General features: G+C 63.3%; 15 protein-coding genes. 12 read left to right on the plus strand and 3 right to left on the minus strand.

The window, feature by feature from the left end; translation table 11 throughout:
* Positions 1 to 95 precede the first annotated feature (95 nt).
* The 12 genes from Pla111_RS12275 to Pla111_RS12330 all read left to right on the plus strand — a co-directional run bounded on the left by Pla111_RS12275 (position 96) and on the right by Pla111_RS12330 (position 18,529).
* Positions 96 to 1,019 (plus strand): ABC transporter ATP-binding protein, encoded by a 924-nt coding sequence (locus Pla111_RS12275; RefSeq protein WP_146574743.1) that lies wholly within the window; start codon positions 96 to 98, stop codon positions 1,017 to 1,019.
* A 45-nt stretch (positions 1,020 to 1,064) separates the two neighbouring features.
* On the plus strand, positions 1,065 to 1,826 hold the full coding sequence (locus Pla111_RS12280) for an ABC transporter permease (RefSeq protein WP_231931000.1): 762 nt from the start codon (positions 1,065 to 1,067) through the stop codon (positions 1,824 to 1,826).
* A 108-nt stretch (positions 1,827 to 1,934) separates the two neighbouring features.
* Positions 1,935 to 2,420, plus strand: a complete 486-nt coding sequence (locus Pla111_RS12285; protein WP_146574745.1) for a DUF420 domain-containing protein — start codon at positions 1,935 to 1,937, stop codon at positions 2,418 to 2,420.
* 364 nt (positions 2,421 to 2,784) lie between these two features.
* Positions 2,785 to 5,010 (plus strand): outer membrane protein assembly factor BamB family protein, encoded by a 2,226-nt coding sequence (locus Pla111_RS12290; RefSeq protein WP_197524997.1) that lies wholly within the window; start codon positions 2,785 to 2,787, stop codon positions 5,008 to 5,010.
* A 40-nt stretch (positions 5,011 to 5,050) separates the two neighbouring features.
* Positions 5,051 to 6,076 (plus strand): AAA family ATPase, encoded by a 1,026-nt coding sequence (locus Pla111_RS12295; RefSeq protein ID WP_146574747.1) that lies wholly within the window; start codon positions 5,051 to 5,053, stop codon positions 6,074 to 6,076.
* 32 nt (positions 6,077 to 6,108) lie between these two features.
* Positions 6,109 to 7,089 (plus strand): DUF58 domain-containing protein, encoded by a 981-nt coding sequence (locus tag Pla111_RS12300; protein WP_146574748.1) that lies wholly within the window; start codon positions 6,109 to 6,111, stop codon positions 7,087 to 7,089.
* A gap of 32 nt (positions 7,090 to 7,121) precedes the next feature.
* The gene (locus tag Pla111_RS12305) at positions 7,122 to 9,398 is read left to right on the plus strand and encodes a BatA domain-containing protein (RefSeq protein ID WP_261342122.1); all 2,277 of its coding nucleotides are present in this window, start codon (positions 7,122 to 7,124) and stop codon (positions 9,396 to 9,398) included.
* A 2-nt stretch (positions 9,399 to 9,400) separates the two neighbouring features.
* Complete coding sequence (locus tag Pla111_RS12310; protein WP_146574750.1) at positions 9,401 to 11,722, plus strand: hypothetical protein; 2,322 nt, start codon at positions 9,401 to 9,403, stop codon at positions 11,720 to 11,722.
* Positions 11,723 to 11,757: 35 nt separating this feature from the next.
* Entirely contained in the window at positions 11,758 to 15,318 is a 3,561-nt protein-coding gene (locus Pla111_RS12315) for a hypothetical protein (protein WP_146574751.1), read from the plus strand.
* Positions 15,319 to 15,382: 64 nt separating this feature from the next.
* Positions 15,383 to 16,147, plus strand: coding sequence for a hypothetical protein (locus Pla111_RS12320; protein ID WP_146574752.1), 765 nt, complete (start codon positions 15,383 to 15,385; stop codon positions 16,145 to 16,147).
* Positions 16,144 to 17,193, plus strand: coding sequence for a prenyltransferase/squalene oxidase repeat-containing protein (locus Pla111_RS12325; protein ID WP_146574753.1), 1,050 nt, complete (start codon positions 16,144 to 16,146; stop codon positions 17,191 to 17,193). The genes Pla111_RS12320 and Pla111_RS12325 overlap by 4 nt, the downstream gene beginning before the upstream one ends.
* 31 nt (positions 17,194 to 17,224) lie before the next feature.
* On the plus strand, positions 17,225 to 18,529 hold the full coding sequence (locus tag Pla111_RS12330; protein WP_197524998.1) for an NPCBM/NEW2 domain-containing protein: 1,305 nt from the start codon (positions 17,225 to 17,227) through the stop codon (positions 18,527 to 18,529).
* A gap of 44 nt (positions 18,530 to 18,573) precedes the next feature.
* On the opposite strand, the gene Pla111_RS17685 is transcribed toward Pla111_RS12330, so the two are convergent.
* Genes Pla111_RS17685 through Pla111_RS12345 form a run of 3 tightly spaced genes read right to left on the minus strand, consistent with a single transcriptional unit; the run spans position 18,574 to position 20,080 of the window.
* Positions 18,574 to 18,726: a DUF2256 domain-containing protein gene (locus tag Pla111_RS17685; RefSeq protein WP_146574755.1), complete on the minus strand. Its 153-nt coding sequence runs from the start codon at positions 18,724 to 18,726 to the stop codon at positions 18,574 to 18,576.
* Between the two features lie 17 nt (positions 18,727 to 18,743).
* A complete protein-coding gene (gene mtnC, locus Pla111_RS12340; RefSeq protein WP_146574756.1) occupies positions 18,744 to 19,481 on the minus strand; it encodes an acireductone synthase in 738 nt (245 codons plus the stop codon).
* The gene (locus tag Pla111_RS12345) at positions 19,478 to 20,080 is read right to left on the minus strand and encodes a 1,2-dihydroxy-3-keto-5-methylthiopentene dioxygenase (protein WP_146574757.1); all 603 of its coding nucleotides are present in this window, start codon (positions 20,078 to 20,080) and stop codon (positions 19,478 to 19,480) included. The genes mtnC and Pla111_RS12345 overlap by 4 nt, the downstream gene beginning before the upstream one ends.
* Between the last annotated feature and the right edge of the window lie 45 nt (positions 20,081 to 20,125).

Here is a 20,125-nt window from a genome sequence, read left to right on the forward strand (position 1 = left end):
CCGACCGCGTTAGCCGTCCGGAAGGCGCACTCTTGGCCGCCGCTCGGCCCTTCGCCCCCCACCTACTGAATCCTACAGCGAGCGACTGGCTCCCCATGAACACCACGGCTGCGATCCGGATCAACGAAATAAGGCACCACTACGGACAACGCGAAGCCTTGGGCGGTGTTTCCTTGGAAGTCCGCGAAGGAGAAATCCTCGGCCTGCTGGGCCCTAACGGCAGCGGCAAGACGACGCTCTTCAAGTTGCTCGCAACGCTCATGCCGATCCAAGCGGGCAGCATCACGGTGGGCGAAGCCGACGCGGCCCGGCAACCCGCCGCCGTGCGGGCACAATTGGGAGTCGTCTTCCAGTCGCCCAGCTTGGACAAAAAACTGCGCGTCGAAGAGAACCTGCGTCACCACGGACGGCTTTACGGGCTGAGCGGCGGAACGCTGCGAACCAGGATCGATCAAGAGCTGGAACGTTTCGGCGTGGCAGATCGACGGCGCGATATTGTTGAGACTCTTTCGGGCGGCTTGCAGCGTCGTGCGGAGCTGGCACAAGCCATGCTGCACCGTCCGCGAGTGCTCGTGCTGGATGAACCCTCGGCGGGGCTCGATCCGGCCGCGCGCAGCGACCTCTGGCGGCGACTCGCCGCCGCGCGAGCCGAGGGGCTCACGGTGATCGTGACCACTCACCTGCTCGAAGAGGCCGAACGGGCCGACCGACTCGCGATCCTCGATGGCGGGCGAGTGGTGGCGGACGACACCCCCGCGGCGCTGCGGAACTCGATCGGAGGCGACACCTTGACGCTTCGCACGGACGAGCCCGAGGCGCTGGCCCAAGCGGTCCGTGAGCGTTTACAACGCGAAGTGAGCGTGATTGACCGGCTCGTTCGGCTCGAGAGCGATAACGCAGCGGCCGACGCGGCACAGCTTCTGGCGGCTTTCCCCGACCGCATCAGCGAGCTGACAATCGGTCGGCCCTCGCTGGAAGACGTCTTTTTTTCCCGAACCGGAAAACTCTTCCACGATTGAGTTCGCCGCTTAACGCCCCCTCTAACCTGCAGACAATCCCCTTTGGTGAGCCCCACAACGACTTACTCGCCGTCCCTACCGGTGGTGCTCACGCTCGCCGAGCGGGAGCTGGTGCGTTTCTTTCGACAACGCAATCGCGTGATCGGCGGTTTGGTCCAGCCGGTGCTGTTCTGGCTGCTGTTCAGCGAAGGGCTACGGTCCAACGATCTGGGCTACACACACTTCTTTCCGGGCACGCTGGTGATGATCCTGCTGTTTACAGCGATCTTTGCCACGATCAGCATTATCGAAGATCGCAACGAGGGCTTCTTGCAGGGGGTCTTGGTCGCTCCGGTCACGCGGTGGGCCATGGTCCTCGGCAAAGTGCTCGGCGGAGCAGCGATCGCTCTCATCCAGGCGCTGCTGTTCCTGGCCCTGGGCTGGGCAACGGTTGCCGAAATCCAACCTACGCCGCTCTCAGCGCTCGCCGCGGTTGGCGGCATGACCCTGCTTGCCATCGCGCTGACGGGGCTCGGCCTGTTGATCGCATGGCGGATGAACTCGACGCAGGGATTCCACGCCATCATGAGCATCTTTCTGCTGCCGATGTGGCTCCTCTCGGGAGCCTTCTTTCGGCACGGGGCCGAGGGGTGGCTGGGCCTCGCGGTCATGATCAATCCGCTCACCTATGGTGTCGCAGCGCTGCGGCATCGTTTGACTCCGCTAGATGCCGCGGGCTTGCCTGCGGAGCCCTTGTGCTGGGCGGTCACCGGTGCCTTTGCCGCAGTAATGCTTGTGGCTTGCTGGTGGGTGGCGGGGCGCGAGTAAGCGCTAGCGGCAAACTCTTGCGCAAAGGCAACAACCCGCACCGCCAACATCCCGCACCGCCAACAGCGCTCGGTAAAGCCAACGGCTGCAACCACAGGAACTCTTGCAATGCCAGACCTGCTGATTCTCTCCGCAGCCCATCCGCTGGTGCACGTGAATGCCGCGCTAAACAGCTTGGCAACGTTGCTACTGGTTCTGGCTCTGGTGCTGATCAAGCGCGGTCATGAGCAAGCCCACCGTACGGCGATGATCGGGGCCCTGGCGGTTTCGGCAGCCTTCTTGGCTTGCTACTTGTACTACCACTTTGCGGTGCGGCTGACCGTGCGATTCACGCACGAGGGGCCCGTTCGCTACGTTTATTACTTTATTCTTGCCACGCACGTCGTGCTGGCGATGACCGTGCCTTATCTCGCACTAAGAGCGGCCTACCTCGGTTCGCGTTCGCTCGCCTTAGGAGCCGAGGCCGGCCAAGCCTTCCGCGCAAAGCATCGCCGCTTGGTGCGTTGGGCATATCCCATCTGGCTCTACGTTTCGGTTACCGGGGTGCTTGTCTATCTGATGCTGTATCAGTGGTTTCCCCCGGCAGACCTCTAGGCCGGTGTGTTGGGGGGAGCGGACCAGAAATTTGCACTGCAAGGGCGTTTCTCTGCTTACACCAATCACGCCGGATTTCCGAAGCAAGGCAGATGTAGGGCTTCCCCAGCGATGCGGCCCCCTTGAGACGATCTTTTGCCTGAAACGCTTCGGACCAGTAGACTTAGGTATTCGAGAATCAGTCGGGGGGGTGCTTAACCTCACCGTGTGGCGGGTTCTCTACCGGTGGCGAAGGAGCGACCTCCCCGTGCGATACGACACTGTTCGGAGATGCTTCCTTTGCGTTCTGATGCAAGCCCTGTGGTTTGGCCCTTGCGAGACACGAGCCCAGGGGCGTTTTCAGCCGGTCACCGCATCTACCGCCGTGGAACGCCAACTCGCCCAGTTTGAGGTGGTCATCGAAGATCAGCTCTGGGACGAAGCGATCGACCTGCTCGAGCAGCTCCAACTAGAGCACGGTGCCGAACTGGTCGAGGCTGAGACCGATCGCTACGAGACAGTTGGCACGCGTTGCCAACGGGCTTTATGCCGATTGCCTCCCGAGGGGCTCCAGGCGTATCGCCGCCGGACCGAATCCTCAGCGACCCGCGAAATGCAACGGGGCGTTCAGCGCTACGACGAGGCGGCGCTGTTGCGTGTGGCGACGGAAATGCTGGCCAGCTCAAAAGGAGCAGGGGCGGCTCTCGCGCTCGGCGAGATTGCGCTCTCCGCGGGCGATTTCTCCGCAGCCCGCCGCTGGCTCACTCTCGCGACACCCGAGGCGTGCGGTCCCTACGGCGAGCCCCTCGCGGTAACGCTCGCAACGCTCGATCCACAAGCTGACCCCACGAAGCTGGCGGCGACTTGGCGAAACGCTCCGCGACCAACGACGACAGCGGCACCAACCAGGCCCGACGATGATTCGGTCGTCGGTAAGGCGCTCACACGGCTAGCGGTGTGCTCACTCCACGAAGGCGATACACGCCGCGCCGCTCTCGAGCTACGTCTGCTCGAAGCATTGTCTCCGAATATTGCAGGCCGCCTCGCGGGCCGAGAGCAGCCGATCGTCCCCGCCCTGCGATCGATGGTTCGCGAAGCACAAGCGGCCAACGACGCCGACAACGACTTGCCGGCTGATTCTGAGCTTGTCGGTCCCCTGAACCATTGGTCGTGGCGGATCTCTTTGCTGGACGCCAGCGCGCGGAATCAGCTACAAGCCCGGGCTCAGCAGCAACAGCGGCTACGGCACATGCAACAACTGGCGATTATCGGCCAGATACCGGCTGAGCAGTTGTTTCCGCCGCGACTAAGCCCCGCGCTCAGCGCTGAACAGGTGGTCTGGGTAGATGGGGGTCGGCTGCATGCCCACAACCTACAAGACGGCAAGCCGTTGGCGATGAAGATTCCTGAGGAATGGACTAACACCGCAAACGATCTGGCAAACAACCCGGCCGATGGCCGTCGAGGACAAGCTCGACCCGCGTTTCGTTTCGGCGGCGGCATCGTCATCAATGGCGCTGGCATTCAGGTGCGCAACAACGGCTTCGTGACACCGCGGACCACCGTAACGGGGGCCATCAGTTGGAAGGGCCCCGCCGTGTTGATCGACAACACACTCTACTGCCGACTGTATCGGCAAGTGATCGATGACTCGACTCCCCGTCGGCGGCTCGTAACAACCCGCGAATTCCTGGTCGGACTCGATCTGCAGCGTGAAAGCAAAGTAGTGCTTGAGCTCGACGGCACCGCACTCGAAGAAGGCAATGCCTGGACCTTCCTCGCTGCGCCGATCGTTCAAGGCGACCGACTCTACACTTTCAGCTCTCCTGCAAGCGACCGCGGTTCACTCTGGCTAGGGTGCTTCTCGCGCTCAACCTCGCAAGAGATTTGGCGCACCCGCCTCGGAAGCTGCGACGTCACAGGCGTATCGATCAGCGACGGGAGCCTCGTAGCCGCTGGCGACACACTGTTTGTCGTTCCCGGTGGGGGGGGGGTCGTCGCTCTGAGCCATCAAACCGGCAAGATTCGGTGGGCTTCTAATTACGCGACGTCGAACAGTAGCACACTCCCCCGACAGGCTCCTTCGACCCCAATCGTGCGTGGTGGAATGCTCTTCTTGGCACCCGCCGATGCCGCCGATGTGTATGCCTTCGACACGAGCACCGGCCAACCGGTTTGGTGCTGGCCACACACCGGTGGAACACCGCTGTTAATCCCGACCCAAGAGGCGTTGCTCGTGGCTGGCGAGCGACTGGCTTGGCTTGATCCTTTAACAGGCCATGAGCTTCGCTCGTGGCCGGCGAGTCGGCACGCCGGACTCCGTGGCCATGGCCGAGCGGCTGTCACTGCCGACGAGCTTTTCTGGCCAGCCCGCAACGAGATCCATTGCGTATCGATCCGTACCGGCACCCCAACACGGCCGCCGATCCCGCTTGGGGGCTTCGGCGGAGAGGGCGTGGATCTCTACGCCACGCCGCACGGATTGCTCGTGCTGAGCAGCACCGCCATGGTGTTGATCGGGACCGAACCGGCCGAAAAGGAACCGCTGCTCTCTGGCGAGCGTCTCAAGCTAAGCGATTCTCCCCTCGCGTCGGCTGGTCTGCGGCCTTAGAACGCGTTATTGACCCTTTCTTTTTGCTGACAGAATTTCGATGAGCCTTCCCGAATCTGACGTCGAAGCGATCCGCCGCCTGAGCGACGCCTACCAGCGGCTGACCGCCGAACTCGGCAAAGTGATCGTCGGTCAGCAGGCGGTGGTCGAACAGCTACTGATCGCGCTCTTTGCACGCGGGCATTGCTTGCTGGAAGGCGTTCCCGGGCTGGCGAAGACGCTGCTCATCCGGACCCTTTCGGATGCATTGTCGCTCGATTTCAGCCGTGTCCAATTTACGCCCGACCTCATGCCCGCCGACATCACGGGCACGGAAGTCATCCAAGAAGACAAGGTCACGGGCACACGCGAGTTTCGCTTCTTGCCGGGCCCCGTGTTCGCCAACATCGTTCTGGCCGATGAGATCAATCGGACACCGCCCAAGACCCAGGCGGCACTGCTCGAAGCAATGCAAGAGCGGCAGGTCACGGTCGGTGGAGAGCGCCATGCGCTGCCGCAACCTTTTTTTGTGCTCGCGACCCAAAACCCGATCGAACAAGAGGGCACTTACCCGCTGCCAGAAGCTCAGCTCGACCGCTTCATGTTTATGGTGCGGGTCGATTATCCGACCGAGCAGGAAGAACTCGCGATCGTCAAGCAGACGACCGCCGACACCCACGCCGTCGTCACCGCGACCCTTTCAGCCCAAGATCTGCAGGCGATGGCCGACCTCGTTCGGCGTGTGCCGGTTGCCGATCATCTGGCGATGTACGCCATCCGCTTGGTTCGGCAGACGCGGGTCCGAGCCGGGGGAAGCGGAACACCGGCAGACACCCAGGACGTGGTTGATCGGTATCTGAGCTGGGGCGCAGGCCCGCGTGCGAGCCAGTTTTTAGTGCTTGCCGCCAAGGCGCGAGCCGCTCTACACGGCAAGCACTGCGTCGAGATTGAAGACCTACGAGCCGTCGCGCCGCCGGTGTTGCGTCATCGGATCGTTACGAACTTCAACGCGGAAGCAGACGGTGTGACAGCCGACGACGTTATCGATCGGCTGCTCGAGAGCACGTCCGCTGAAGCGGCCGCCTGAGCAACCGTTTCGCAGCCCCGTCCGAAGAGCCTATGCCCCAACCCTCCGCCACGCCCGAGCGTCTCGTCGATCCCGCCGTGCTGGCGCGGATGCGAGGTCTGCGCCTGCGCGCTGAGCGAATCGTCGAGGGCTTCGTCTCGGGCCTGCACCGTTCGCCCTACCAAGGGTTCAGCAACGAATTCGCGGAGCACCGCGAGTACGTCCCCGGAGATGATCTTCGCTATGTCGACTGGCGCGCGTTCGGTAAGACCGACAAGGTGTACGTCAAACGCTACGAGGAAGAGACCAACCTGATCGGGTACCTCGTGCTCGACATTAGCGAGAGCATGACGTACCGCAGCGAGAGCACCGCAGCGCGTAGCAATCCCCTGGTGCCGATCGGCCGGCGATCCGCGAATCCTCTTCCTGAGGCCGCAACGATGTCGAAGCTTGAATACGCTCAGACCGCTGCGGCAGCGCTGGCGTATCTGATTCTGCGTCAGCAAGACGCGGTGGGGCTAGCGACGTTTGACGATCGGGTTCGTACCTTGCTGCGCCCCAGCGGTAGCCCCTCGCATTTGCTGCCGCTCCTTACGACTCTCGCCGAGGCCAGCGGCGGCGAAAAGACATCGGCCGGACCGATCTTCCACGAGCTTGCCGAAAGGTTAGGCCGACGTGGTGTTGTCATCATCCTGAGCGATCTGTTCGATGATCCTGACGAACTGCTGGCGGGACTCAAGCACTTTCGCTGCCGACGCCACGATGTGATTGTCATGCATGTGCTCGACCCGGCGGAGCTCGACTTCCCGTTCGAGCAGCCCACCCTATTCAAAGGGCTGGAACGCCTGGGAGAACTGCTGGTCGATCCCGCGCGGCTTCGCAAAGCCTACCGCGAAGAATTCGCGGCGTTCCAGCAACGCGTCGCCTCGGGCTGCCGCACGCAGGGTGCTGACTACGTGCTTATGCGGACCGACCGTCCGCTCGAGGCAGCCCTCACGGCGTACCTGCATCATCGCCAGGCGCGACTGCATTAGCTTTCTCTTTCCCCTACCAACTCACGCCGCTTTTGCCCCCCGCAGCCCCTCTCCTTGCCTTTGGATTCGGCAGCCTTGCTATGCTCGGCTGGCTGGCGGCCGCTGCTGCGCCGATCTTGATCCACCTGTGGATGCGACAGACCCGGCGTGAAACGGTTTGGGCTGCCCTGCGTTTTCTGCAAGCCGCCCTCGAGCGTCAGGCCCGGCGGCTGCGGCTCCAGCACTGGATCTTGCTCGCGATTAGGACGCTGCTGCTGCTGTGCGTTGCGCTGGCGGCAGCCAAGCCTTTTCTTGATCGCGGAGGGGTGCTCGCCGACTTTGGTGCGGGGACACATCACGTGCTGGTGTTCGATACGTCGCTTTCGATGGGGCTTGTTTCCGAGCAGCAATCACGCCTGAACCGTGCGCAACAAGTCTCTGAAAGGCTCGTCGGCCAAGCGGGGGGGAACGATCGGTTCTCGATCCTCGCGATGTCCGGTGATCCGCGTATCGTGCTTACCGAATCGGCCGACAAAGCAGCGGTTCGCCGCGCTATTGAAGGGCTGATTCCCACGGCCGGTGTCGCCGCCCCTGGCAAGGCGATGGCCCTAGTGAGCAAGCTGCTAAACCTCGGCAGTGATGTCGATCAACCAGCGCAAACCGCGGACGGTGCCGTGCGGGTGCTTTTTCTCACCGATCTGGACGAAGCGGCTTGGCAAGGCGCTGCCGATACCGCGGGCCCCGAGCGCGAAGCGCTCCAGCGGCTTGCCAAAGTCGCCGAACTCGCAGTCGTTGACACAGCGGAACCGGCTCTCGTGGGGAATGCGTCGCTCGAGACGCTCCGCTACGAACCAACCCTACCGACCATTGCGGGGCCGATTGCGATAACGGGTGAGGCCCGGCTGAATCGCGCTAGTGAGCCCTTCGCCACGGTCGCCGAACTTGTGGTGAAAAATGAGGTTGTCGCAACGCAAGCCGTCACACTTCGCGCAGGGACTACGACACCGGTCAGTTTCAGTTATCGATTTATCGACGCCGGAGACACCGCGGTTGCGATCCGCTTGCGAGAGGAGAATCTGCTGGCCGACAACGCCCGCTGGGCCGTCGTGCCGGTGCGTGAACGGGTGCGGGTGCTTTGCGTTGAGGGCGCGCGCGACGCGGCTCGCTACCTTCAAGCCGCGCTGGAACCTACCGACAAAACGGATAAACCGATCGTGATCGAACGGATCGCGGATGCTGATCTGTCACGCACGGACTTAACGGCTTTTGCCTGCGTATTTTGCTGCAACGTCGCTCAATTCGGCGAGGACGAAGCGCGCCGGCTCGATCGCTTTGTTCGGCAAGGTGGCGGCCTTGTGCTCTTCCTGGGCGATCGGGTTCAGCCGGCCGCCTATAACCGTGTGCTGGGAGCCGAGGGGCCAACCGCCCCTACGGTAGCGACGGCGATCAAGCCGATCTTTCGGCTGGCTTCGACGAGCGCAAATGACCCGGCATCGTCAGCGCTGCTGCCCGTGACGATTGAGCCTGCAATCAGTCAGCCGTCGTACCGTGTCGATCCCAAGGGCTATGCCCACCCCCTAGCGGCACCCTTCCGCGGACGCGAACGGGCCGGCCTGCTCACGACGCCCGTTATGCGCTATTTTCCTCTTCGTTTAGGCAAGCTCTCCCCGACACGCGATGCCTCGACATCGTCTGCTGTTATTGCCATGGAACTAGACCGGGGAGATCCGCTGATCGTGACCAGCGATCATGGGCGCGGTCGTGTCGCGGTTGTCGCAACCGCCGCATCGTTCGCGTCGATTGATCCGGCAACCGGCGGTCCGTGGACCGCTTGGCCTGCTTGGCCCAGCTTCTTGCCGATCATCAACGGCCTGCTGGAGTACAGCAGTGGCGGAGCCAGTGCCGATCCCGGACTGTTGGTTGGAGATCCGCTTATCCAGCCTGCAAGCCAGGAGCCAAACGCCACAGCGATGCCGCCAATTATCGAGACGCCCACAGGTGAGAAAGCTGAGGCGCTTCTCACCAGCGAAGGGGGCTGGCGTTTCACGGGGACCGATGAGCCGGGCGTCTACCGTCTTGGCTCTGCCGACGCTGCCGCCCTCTCGCATCGCTTTGCGGTCAACACCAGTGCCGTAGAGAGTTCCTTAAGCCGAATCGACCCCCGCTCGCTGCCAGCAACCCTATCGGTACTAACGACCGATGATTGGAACGGCGCGCACGACTCGACCGCGGCGCAAACGCCTTTGCATCGGCTCTTGCTGTATGCCGCTCTCACGCTGGCGATCCTAGAAACCGTATTGGCTTGCCAGTTCGGGAGGAGGTCTGCCTAGCGATGAACTGCCTACCGATTAACGGCCTGCTGATGGCCGCGACCACGTCCGAAGTTCAATGGCGGTTGCGTGCCGACTGGCCATGGGTGCCGTGGTTCACCGTGCTTTTTGTAGCGCTCGTCGCGGGACTGGTGTTCGTGTGTTATCGGGCTGAGCTATCGCCCGCCGGCCGATCTTATCGCCTAACCCTGGGGTTGCTGCGACTAACGACGATCGGACTTTTGCTGGCGATGCTCAGCGGAGCGATCTGGGCGGGTGTCAGAACCGGTCGGCCGAAGCTCGCGGTTCTTGTCGATCAATCAGAGAGCATGCTCCGGCGCGACGTGATCCGTGACGAGCAGCCAAACCAACCGCCGATCCAGCGCGAGACCGCCGCTCGACAGATGCTGGCCGAGAGACCCGAGAAGCTGCTTGAGCGGCTCGCTGCGAGCTTCGATCTAGAACTCTACACGGTCGATAGCGACTGGCGCCGCGACAAGCTCACCGCCCCAACCCCGAGCGATAGCGAACCGGCAACGACCGAGATCCCCGCCGATCGCTCCGCGACGCGTCTCGGAGACGCCATCGCCGCTGCGCTCGAGACCGGAGGTCCAGCGCTGCGGGCCGTGGTGACCCTCTCTGATGGACAGGTGACGAAGGGGCGCAGCCTCTCAGTGGCGGCCGACAGCGCGCGGCGTCTGGGCGTGCCGCTGTACTTTATTGGCATCGGGTCCGAAGACTCCGGAGCCGACGTTGAGCTCTCTGACCTGCGTGCCGACGATCGTGGATACGCCGACGATTTGGTCCGTTTCCAGGCGACACTCCGCACACAGGGGCTGGCGGGGAAACGCGTCCGCCTGGAATTGCTGCGGCGTGACAACGAGACCGCCGAGCCCGTGGTCCTCAGCTCGCAAACACTCAAGATTGATGGCCCCACGGCAACTCTGCCGATCGACTTGCTGGATCGCCCCGCACAGGCTGGTCGATACGTCTACACGCTGCGTGTCTCCACGACGGAATCCGGTCCGACCTCGGTACCGGTTGTCAGCGAGCTCTCGCACACGCTCAACGTTTCTGACGAACCCCTGCGCGTTTTGCTTGCAGCAGGCTATCCGAACTATGAGTTTCGGTATCTCAAGCAGTTGTTGGAACGAGACGATTCGATCCGCCTCGCCACGGTCCTCCAAGAGGCCGATCCGCGGTACGCCGACACTGACCTGACAGCGCTGCGTCGCTTTCCTAACCGGGTTGAAGATCTGGACGAGTATGAGGCCCTGGTCCTGATTGATCTCGACCCGACCCTGCTGCCGCGTTCGGCTTGGGACGGACTAGCGGACTTTGTTGGAGACCGAGGCGGCGGTCTGGCACTGATTGCCGGGCCGCGTGGCTTGCCAGCCGCCATCGCCGATCGCGAGGCCTTTGCCGCTTTATGCCCAACCCAGTTGTCCACGGCATCGGCTCAGAGCTGGAACGAACCGGCCGGATTCCGAGTTGCGCCAACATCGCTTGGCACCCAAGAGCCCGCCTTCCTGTTAACGGATACAACAGCCGCGAATCTTGCTTTGTGGGATTCCCTTGCGCCCCTCTTTTGGCGTGCTGATATCGGTCAGCCCAAGCCCGCCGCGTCGGTGCTCGCGGTAGCGCAGGGCGCTGCCGGCTCACCGCCGGTCATTGTCGCACAACGTTTCGGAGCGGGTCGCGTGATCCTGCATGCCATCGACAGCACTTGGCGGTGGCGATTCCGTGTTGGCGACGTTTACTTCGCACGCTACTGGGGCCAGACCCTACGCACGCTAGCGCGTGGCAAACGGTCAACCGAAGAATCTCCGCTGCGGGTCGATACGGATCGCACTCGGTATCAGACCGACGAGTCGATTGTTCTGCGTGTTCGGCAATCGGGTCGTCGCGATGAGCAGACCCCGTTGCCGGAGCTCACGGTTCGTAGCGACGACGGCGTCGAACGCCGCGTAACGCTCGAGGCCACTTCTGAGGGATATCGGGGGACATTATCGAGTCTGCCTGCCGGACGATATCGCGGCGTGGTGGCGGCGCTCGGCGAGACCCCCTCAGCAGCGGCAGTGTTTGAAGTGCAAGCGCCACGCGGCGAAGCGGCTCAGCCGCAGATGAATCGTCAAGCGATGTCTGCAGCAGCAGAGCGCACCCGGGGGCGGTTTTTGCTGTTGGAAGCAGCGTCGATGCTGCCGGAGGTTTTGCCGACGGCAGTCGCCACGCCGCTCGAAACACTTCCCCCCAGAGAACTATGGAACCGCTGGCCACTGCTTGCAGGGATCGTGGGCTGCCTTGTTTCGGAATGGATCCTCCGCAAGCGTCGATCAATGCTGTAACCCGCTAATCCTTCACAACCTTTTTCGCTGTCGGCATGAATCCCAAGAGCCTCATCGACGAACTCGATCGCGCCGGCCACGCTCAACGCCGCGAGGCGGTCGCGAGCTGGGTGCTGGGAGTGCTTTTCTCTTTTATCGCGACCGCGATCGTTTTGGGGTTACTCGACTATTTCGTTCGCTCTCGAGATCAAGGGCTCCGCTGGGTGGCGACCGCTGCGCTCCTCGGCGTGACATCGGTTGTCGCGTGGCGTTGGGGAAAACGACGGCTTGGTCAGCGTACCGATCGGCTTGCTCTCGCCGAGAGGATCGAGCGGCACCGGCCAGAACGCGGAAGCCAGCTGTCTAGCGCGGTCGCCTTTTACGACCAAGAGGCTGACGATCCGACGGCGGGATCGGCCGAATTGCGTCGGGCCGTCATCGTCGATGCGGCTCAGAACACACCACTCGAAGTCATCCGGCAAGAGGTGGATCGCGCCCCGCGCCGACAACTAACGCGGCGGCTTGCCGTGCTGGCATGCCTGATGATGGGCCTGACGATTACGAACCCCGCCGCAACGCGTATCGCTGCCGAACGACTCCTTGCGCCCTGGGCAGATATCGCTTGGCCTCGGCTTACACAACTGCACGTCATCGAAGCGCCGACGAGCGTTGCGGCCGGCGGCACGTTTGAGGTCGTTGTTGGCAACCACACCGGAGCGGTGCCGAGCGACGCGATCATGGAAGTGCGCTACGGCAGCGCGGCACCGGAAGCTCAGCCCGACAATCAACCCAAGTCCGAAGTGCGTTCGCTGCAACCGCTGGCCGACGATGCGGTGGGCCGTTTAGAAGAGGTGCGCCGATCATTCGCTTTCCGCGTCGTTGGCGGCGACGATGACAGCATGGCGTGGCAAGAAGTCGACGTGCTCGAAGCGCCGCACGCGATCGAGTTCAAGCTGCGAACCCTCCCTCCCGCTTACAGTGGACTGGCGTCCGCCGAAGTAACCGGGCCGCTGCGTGTGATGGTGGGCACGCGGCTCGACTTGGCGGGGCTTGCTAGTCAACCGCTTTCTACGGCTACCGTCGTCGCTGGTGAAGAAAATTTCGCCCTGACGATCGATCCGGCCGATCCTGCGCGCTTTGCCTTGGGTCAACAAGTCTGGAATACCGAAGTGCCACTCACGCCGGGCAGCACCTATTGCATCAAGTTGGCGGCAACGAGCGGAGTCACTGGTTCCACGAACGCGCATCCGTACGAGGTCCGACCCGATAGCGCCCCCACCACGCAATGGCAGCCCGCGACCGATGACGATTACGTGACCGCTCGGGCGGTCGTCTCGCTCTGCTTGCTTGTGCAAGACGATCTAGCGATTGAGCGGGTCATTATGCAGTGGTCGATCGCGGCTGGCGATGACGAGGAAGCGCCGCCGCCCGAAGAATTGATTCTCTATGCCGGCCCGACCGAGCCTCCGCGGCGACAATCCCTGGAGGAAGGGGATCGCCAGCCGATAGATTTCGAGTGGGACCTCGCTCCCTTAGGCCTGCCCCCCAATACCGAAATAGCGATTGTCGCGAGCGCTTCGGACTATAAGCCCAACACGACAAACGCACCGCGGCCAACCAATCTGGTTGTGATCTCGGACGAGGACTTCGAGGCACGATTGGCTACCGAGCAGTCTCGCTTGGTCGAAGAAATCACGCGCGCACTCGAGCTGCAAAGAACGGCCGCACTGGCGGCGAAAAACGCCGCGATCGAGGCTGCCGACGGCCAGACGGAATCAGGAAAGGCACGCGACGCGATTGGATCGGCAGAGTACCAGCAGCGTCTGGCGAGCGAGTCGATCGACGACCCCCGCGGCGGTGTCCGGGCCCTCGCGCAGCGTTTGACCGACCGAGCACGACGCAATCGGCTGGATCGCCCCGAGATGGTTGAACGCCTGGCACGTGCTGCCGACGAGCTCTCGACGATCGTCGAAAGCCCCCAATCCGAGGCGCGGCGCGAGCTTGCCACCGCCCGACGCGACTCACAGAGCAAGACTCTGGAGGGGGTCGCGGAGCGCCTCGCTGTCGCCACCGCGCATCAGCAAGAAGCAACCAAGCGGCTCGAATCACTTGCGGATTCTCTTGCCGGCTGGGCGGACTACGGGCGCTTTGCTCAAGAGCTACTCGAGATGCAAAAGACGCAGAACGAGACCCTCGCACAAACGCGACAAGAAGCCGCGGCCGCAGCGCAGCGCGACCCGCTGGCCGCTGCCCAGCGGCAGGCCAATCGCGAGAAGCTCTTGGCCAGTCAAGCCGACCTGCAGCGTCGCTTTGCACGGCTGGAACAATCCATGCGGGGCCTGCTCGATCAAGAGCCCGGCACCGCTGATCAAGAATCCGAGCGGGCTGTCGACGCGGTGAGAGACGCCCTAGACGAAGCCGCAGAGAGCGGCGTCGGTGCGGCCCTACGGGAAGCCTCACGCGAACTCGCTACCAACCGCCTCGGAAGCGCAACCAAGGGGCAAGCCGCCGCCGCGGAAGGCCTGGAGCAGATGCTAGAGACTCTGCGGGGCGGCGCGAGCAACGACCCCGATCGCCTGATCGGTCAGCTACAGAAAGCGCAGGAGCGTCTCAACGCCCTCGGAGAAGCAGTCGCCCAGGACGCGAACAACTTCTCCGCCGATCAAGCTTCGCGCGAAGAGTTGGCTAAGAATGCCGAGCGACTAGGGCGACAACTCGATCGGCTGACGGCACCGCGTGCTGCCAACGCGATGCAAGCCGCCGCTAATCAGCTGGAGAACGCGGGAGAATCTCCGAGCAACCCTCCAGGAGATTCTCCGGAGGGTGCCGAGCAGGGGTCGGGGCAACAAGCGTCCGCCGGCCAGGCGGGCGGGGCCTCGCAAGGAGACGCTCAACTATCGATGCAGCAAGCGTCACGCGAAATCGACCGTCGGATCGATCAACTGGAAAACGAAGCCACTCAGCGCCTGCTCGACCGTCTCGCGCAGCGGATCGCCGAGTACGTCGATCAGCAAGAGGAAGTCCTCCAGCGCACCATGCAAGCCGACATCTCACAAGCGCCTGTATCCGCGATCGCTGCGTTGCGGGACGACCAGTCTCAGCTGCGAGACACGCTTGCCAAGGCGTCGGTGGCATTGCAGCGTCGGGCGGTTTTCGAGATCGCGTTGCGGGGCGTCGCTGCCGAAATGAACGAGGCGACCCAACGGCTAGCGCAAGCCGACACGAGCCGCCTAACGCAACGCTTCGAGGCGGCTGCGTTGCGCCGCTTGAAGGCGATCGCCGAGGTGCTTGAACAGAATCAAGCGGAGAAGGAAGAACAAGAAGAGCAGGGGGGTGGAGGCGGAGGCGGAGGGGGCGAGTCACCTCCTCCCTCACCGGTTGATCTCGCTGAGCTCAAGATGCTGCGTCTCACGCAGCTCGAACTGATCAGCCAAACCGACGCCTACGAAGCCGACACGGCACGCGGCGAACGCCTAAGAGACCCGCAGATGATGCCCCCCCCCGAAGTCGCAGCGCAGCTGGCCGCCGAGCAGCGCCGCCTTGCGGAACTCGCCACGGAACTCGCGGAACGTACGAATGACCCAGACGCAGAGTCGGAGCCCCATGATTCATTCTGATTACAAACGGATCCCAGCATGTCGGCGGACAGGCCTTCTCATAAGAGCGCCTCGCGTAGCGGTCATGGCCGCCGCGGCCGTAACGGGCATGCTCTTGTTGGCGACGTCTGCCGTGATAGCGGCAGCCGCCGCGACCGAAGAAAACCCGGCGATTGGCAATCTGGGTGAAGGTCTCTTGGGCGAGGGTCTTGAGGGTCTCTTCCCAAGAGCTGTCGAAGCAGCGCCTTCGGCTCAGACGCGGCCCGCCCCCCTCAGCCCCGATGAAGACGCGTTGCGCAAACAGATGGAGGAGGCGGCGCAACGAGCCCGCCAAGGCGAAGACGTTGCACCAACCGGTAATCCGCTGGCGGGCATCGCCGAAAGGATGCAAGAAGCTGCGGCCCTGCTCGATGACGGGCAAACCGCAACGCCCGCGCTGCCCGTGCAGCGTCAAGCGGTCGCGGATCTTGATCGATTGATTGCGCAAGCCGAGCAGCAGAGCCAATCCTCGTCGTCTTCCTCCCAATCAAAAGACTCGCAGCGTCAGAAAGGACAGCGGAGCGAATCCCAGCCGGCCGGTTCTCAGCCCGCCGGAGGAACCCCCTCCGCCGCAAGCGCTTCACAGCAATCAGCTCAGCGGGCAACAGGCCAGCCCACCAACAACCAAGCCGAGGCAGTCGAAGCCAGCGCTCTTGGCAGCGACGCGATGAAGGCGGCCTGGGGCCATCTTCCCGAGCGGGTACGCGAGCAGCTTCTGCAATCGTCGGCCGACGAATATCTGCCGCAATATCGCGAGGAGCTGGAAGCCTACTTCCGGCGCCTGGCGGAAGAGGACGCGGCCCGCCCATGAATGCTCCCACTAACCTCACCTGGCGTACGGTGTCCGAGCGCCCGCGAATCGTTCTTGCTGTAACGATGCTAATGGCCCTCGCGGTGCCTGTCGGCGCGCAACCAACTGCGGCGGAGTTGATCGCCCCTTGTGAGACTTCGATCGAAAGGGGTCTTGCCTATTTGCGGCGGACCCAACTGGCCGATGGCGGGTTCGGCGGCCAGCGCATGGGGAACAACCCGGCTGTTGTCGCGCTGGCGGGCATGGCGTTCTTGGCTGGCGGGAGCACGCCCGAACGCGGACCCTATGGCGACGCCTGCCAGCGCTGCGTCGATTACCTCATCGACCACACCGAACCGAGCGGGCTCGTCTCGGTACAGGGTGCCGGCAGCCACGGACCGATGTACGGCCATGGCTTTGCAACGCTCTTCATGGCCGAGGCCTACGGCATGTCGCCCCGGCCCGAGTTGCGTGACAAGCTCGCGTCTGCCGTTCGACTGATCGTCAACGCCCAAAACGATGAAGGGGGTTGGCGGTATCAACCTCAGCCGGTCGATGCCGACCTTTCGGTAACGATCTGCCAGATCATGGCTTTACGGGCGGCACGCAACGCCGGCGTGTATGTTCCTCCGGCGACGGTCGAACGTTGCCTGGACTATGTGCGTCGCTGTCAAAACCCGGATGGTGGCTTCAACTACCAGCCCGGGCCCCGCGCAAGCAGCCTGTACCCACGATCGGCCGCGGGAGTCGTCGCGCTCTACAGCGCGGGCGTGTACGATGGCGACGAGATCGTGCGCGGGCTCGACTACCTCGAACGGCAAGCCGGCGGTGGCGACGCCAACCGCTCTGTTCACTACTACTATGGCCAGTACTACGCCGCTCAGGCGATGTGGCAAGTAGGGGGTGAACGCTGGTTGCGGTGGTACCCGGCCACACGCGACGAGCTCGTAGCCCGGCAAAAGAATGATGGTTCGTGGGACGACAACAACGGTGCCCACTACGCCACCGCCATGGCGTGCATCGTGCTGCAAACGCCCAACGAAGCCGTTCCAATCTTCCAGCGCTGAAGACGCTGCCCCCCGCGTTCAGTCACCTTTCATGCACTACTCGTCCGCGACACTGCTCAGCCGATTGCTCACGGGCATCTTCTTGCTGCCCGGGTGCTTTGTGGATCGGACAGAAGCCAACGCAGCCGATAACCAAGCCCGATTAATCGACGGAACCGTGCTCGAAGGGCGTCTGAGCGAGTTCCGTTTCGACGCCGATCGGCCTCGCGATGCACGGGTGACATTCGCCCCCGCGGGCACGGCCTCGCCCCTGATCCCAGCGAGCGATCCGGGCACGCTCGTCCGCTGGGGTGCGCCCACCAGACCCGATGAAGGGGTTTGGCTTTGCCTGCAAGACGGATCGTTACTTGCGGCCGAGCCCGGTTGGGCCCAGCCGGTGCCCGTTAAGATTGATCAGCAAAGCGTGTCCCTGCGTCGCGCTGAAACCTGGATTGAGGTGCCCCGCTCGGCGGTGCGCCGCGTCTTATTGGCCGGTGCTCCGCCGATCCCCTCCGCGGCGAACTCCCAGCCGCTCAGTGCCGATACGGCCCAGCTTGCCTCCGTGACTGCCGGAGTGCGGGGCGATGTGCTCTCTGGCAGCGTCGCGAGTCTGGATCAGGGAGAACTCGCAATGGAGATTGCCGGCACAATAACCAAGCTGCAGGCAGATCAGATCGCGAGTCTCGAACTGGCATCGTCATCGGATCGCTCCGAAGCTACCGGACCGACATGCCTTGTGGGTCTGGACGACGGCTCGTTGCTGAAGGCCGATCGCATCGATTTGAACGAAGAGCGACTCATAGCGTGGCTTGCCGCGGGGACATCGCTCACCACCGCCGCTGAGCGGGTCGTGTTTGTGCAGCCAATCGGTGGTCGTGTGCGCTATTTGTCCGATTCCGAACCGCTCGACTATCGTCACACCCCCTATTTTGATCTGGCTTGGCCCTACGGGCGCGATACGGGGCCGCGGGGAGAACCGCTTGTGGCACGCCGCAAGCGTTCCGCGAAAGGTCTCGGAACGCATTCAGCCATGCGGTTGGTTTACGCGCTGAACCCCGAAGAAACGCGGTTTCAGGCGTCGCTTGCCGTGGCCGATGGCCCTGAGCAGATCTTTTCCCAAGGAGCCGAAGACCCGCGCGGGAGCGTCGTATTCCGTGTCTACGCGATCCGCGGCGGAGCACCGGATGAGCTCTACGAAAGCCTCACGGTGCGCGCTGGCGAGCCGCCTCGGGAGATAAATCTGGACGTGACGGGGGCCGTCGGCCTGGCATTGGTGGTGGACTACGCCGATGACGGCGATACGGGCGACAACGCCCTGTGGCTCGATGCCCGCGTGGTCACGGCCGCAGGCGATTAGTGCGTGCGCACCGCTGTTTCGCGTCAGCGGCGTGCAGTGTCGCGTCAGCGGCGTTGAGAATCTCGGTCGCTTCGACAGCGCTGGCTGCAATAGCGAACCTGCTCCCAGCAGCGTGCCCATTTTTTTCGCCAAGCGAACGGGCGTCCGCAAGCCACGCAGATTTTGGTCGGCAGGTCGCGCTTGGCGGGGGAGGGCATCACTCACCTCGTAGCGCTCACGATTCTGACGGCCGCCAAACCACTTCGTCAAAGCTGGTGATCTTCGGATGCGGTGTCGTGGTGGGCGTCGGGATTGCGTTTCCCGGACGATTGACCAGCACGGTTGCGAGCCCCGCCGCCCGCGCCGCTTCGAGCTCTTCGGTGACATCGCTAAAGAAGGCGATCGCCTGCGGAGCGAGCCGCCAATCGGCCGCAATCGCGGCGTAGCTGTCGGCCTCGCGCTTCGGACCAACCGTGGTGTCGTAGTGGCCGGTCAACAGCGGCCGCAGATCGCCCGCCTCAGTGTGGCCGAAAAAGAGCCGCTGAGCGTGAACGCTCCCCGAAGAATAGATCCGCAGATCGACCCCCGCGGCTCGCCAGGCGTGGAGCGCTGGAGCAACCTCTTCGAATAGGTGGGCGTGTAGCTCGCCCGAACAGAAACCCGCCTCCCAGATCAAACCTTGCAACAGCTTCAGGCCGGTCGCCTTGACGTCGGCGTCCATCAGCCGAACCGCTTGATCGATTAAGGTTTGCTGCGGTTCGCGGCCGGTCACCCATTCGGTATAGCTAGCTGCCCCCGCCTCTTTAGCGAAACGCTCGCGGACAGGATCAAGCGCAGCGGACTCCCAATGCTGGGCTACATACGGCTGCAACTCTCGCCGTGCAAACGGGAACATGACGTCGTAGACGTAGGCAACGCTGGAGGTTGTTCCCTCCACGTCGAGCAGGGCCGCCCGCTGAGCAAGCTCGATCACAGTTTCACCGGCGAATCGATCGGATCCGAAGTTCCGCGAACCGAGTCGCCGCCCAGATAGCGCGGTCCCCAACAAACGGGCGGGTGCTCGCTGTGCAGGCCCTCGTCGATGTACTCAGGAGTCCATCCGCTGGTCTCCTGAAACAGGCGGATGCAGCGAATCGTGCGGTCATCGCACAGATGGAACCAGTGCTTGGTGCCCGCGGGCACGTTAATGAGGTCACCCGCGCCAACCTCAATGGCGACCACCGGTCCGTCCCCTTCGGGGTGGATCCAGAACACGCCTCCGCCTCGCACGGTAAAGCGCACTTCGTCTTCGCTGTGGGTGTGCTCCTTGTCAAAGCGCGCCAGCATCGTCTCGAGACCGGGCGTGTCGGGCGTGACGTTGATCACGTCAGCGGTAACGTAGTTGCCCTCGCGCTTCAGGCGTTCGATCTCGGGGGCATAGGCGGCGAGAATCTGTTCCGCGTCGGCCTCGGGTCCGATACGGCCTTCGACGTCCCACCGCTCGTGCCAGATGCCCATCGGCGCAAGCACGGCGGCGATCTCCGCCTGGTCAGTCAGGGTTTGTCCCGTTGCAGGAATCGTGACGGTGGCCATAGCTCACTCGGTTCGTGCGGCGATGATCGGGTAAGGATCGGGGGC

Source organism: Botrimarina hoheduenensis, from assembly GCF_007859815.1.
GTDB lineage: Bacteria > Planctomycetota > Planctomycetia > Pirellulales > Lacipirellulaceae > Botrimarina > Botrimarina hoheduenensis.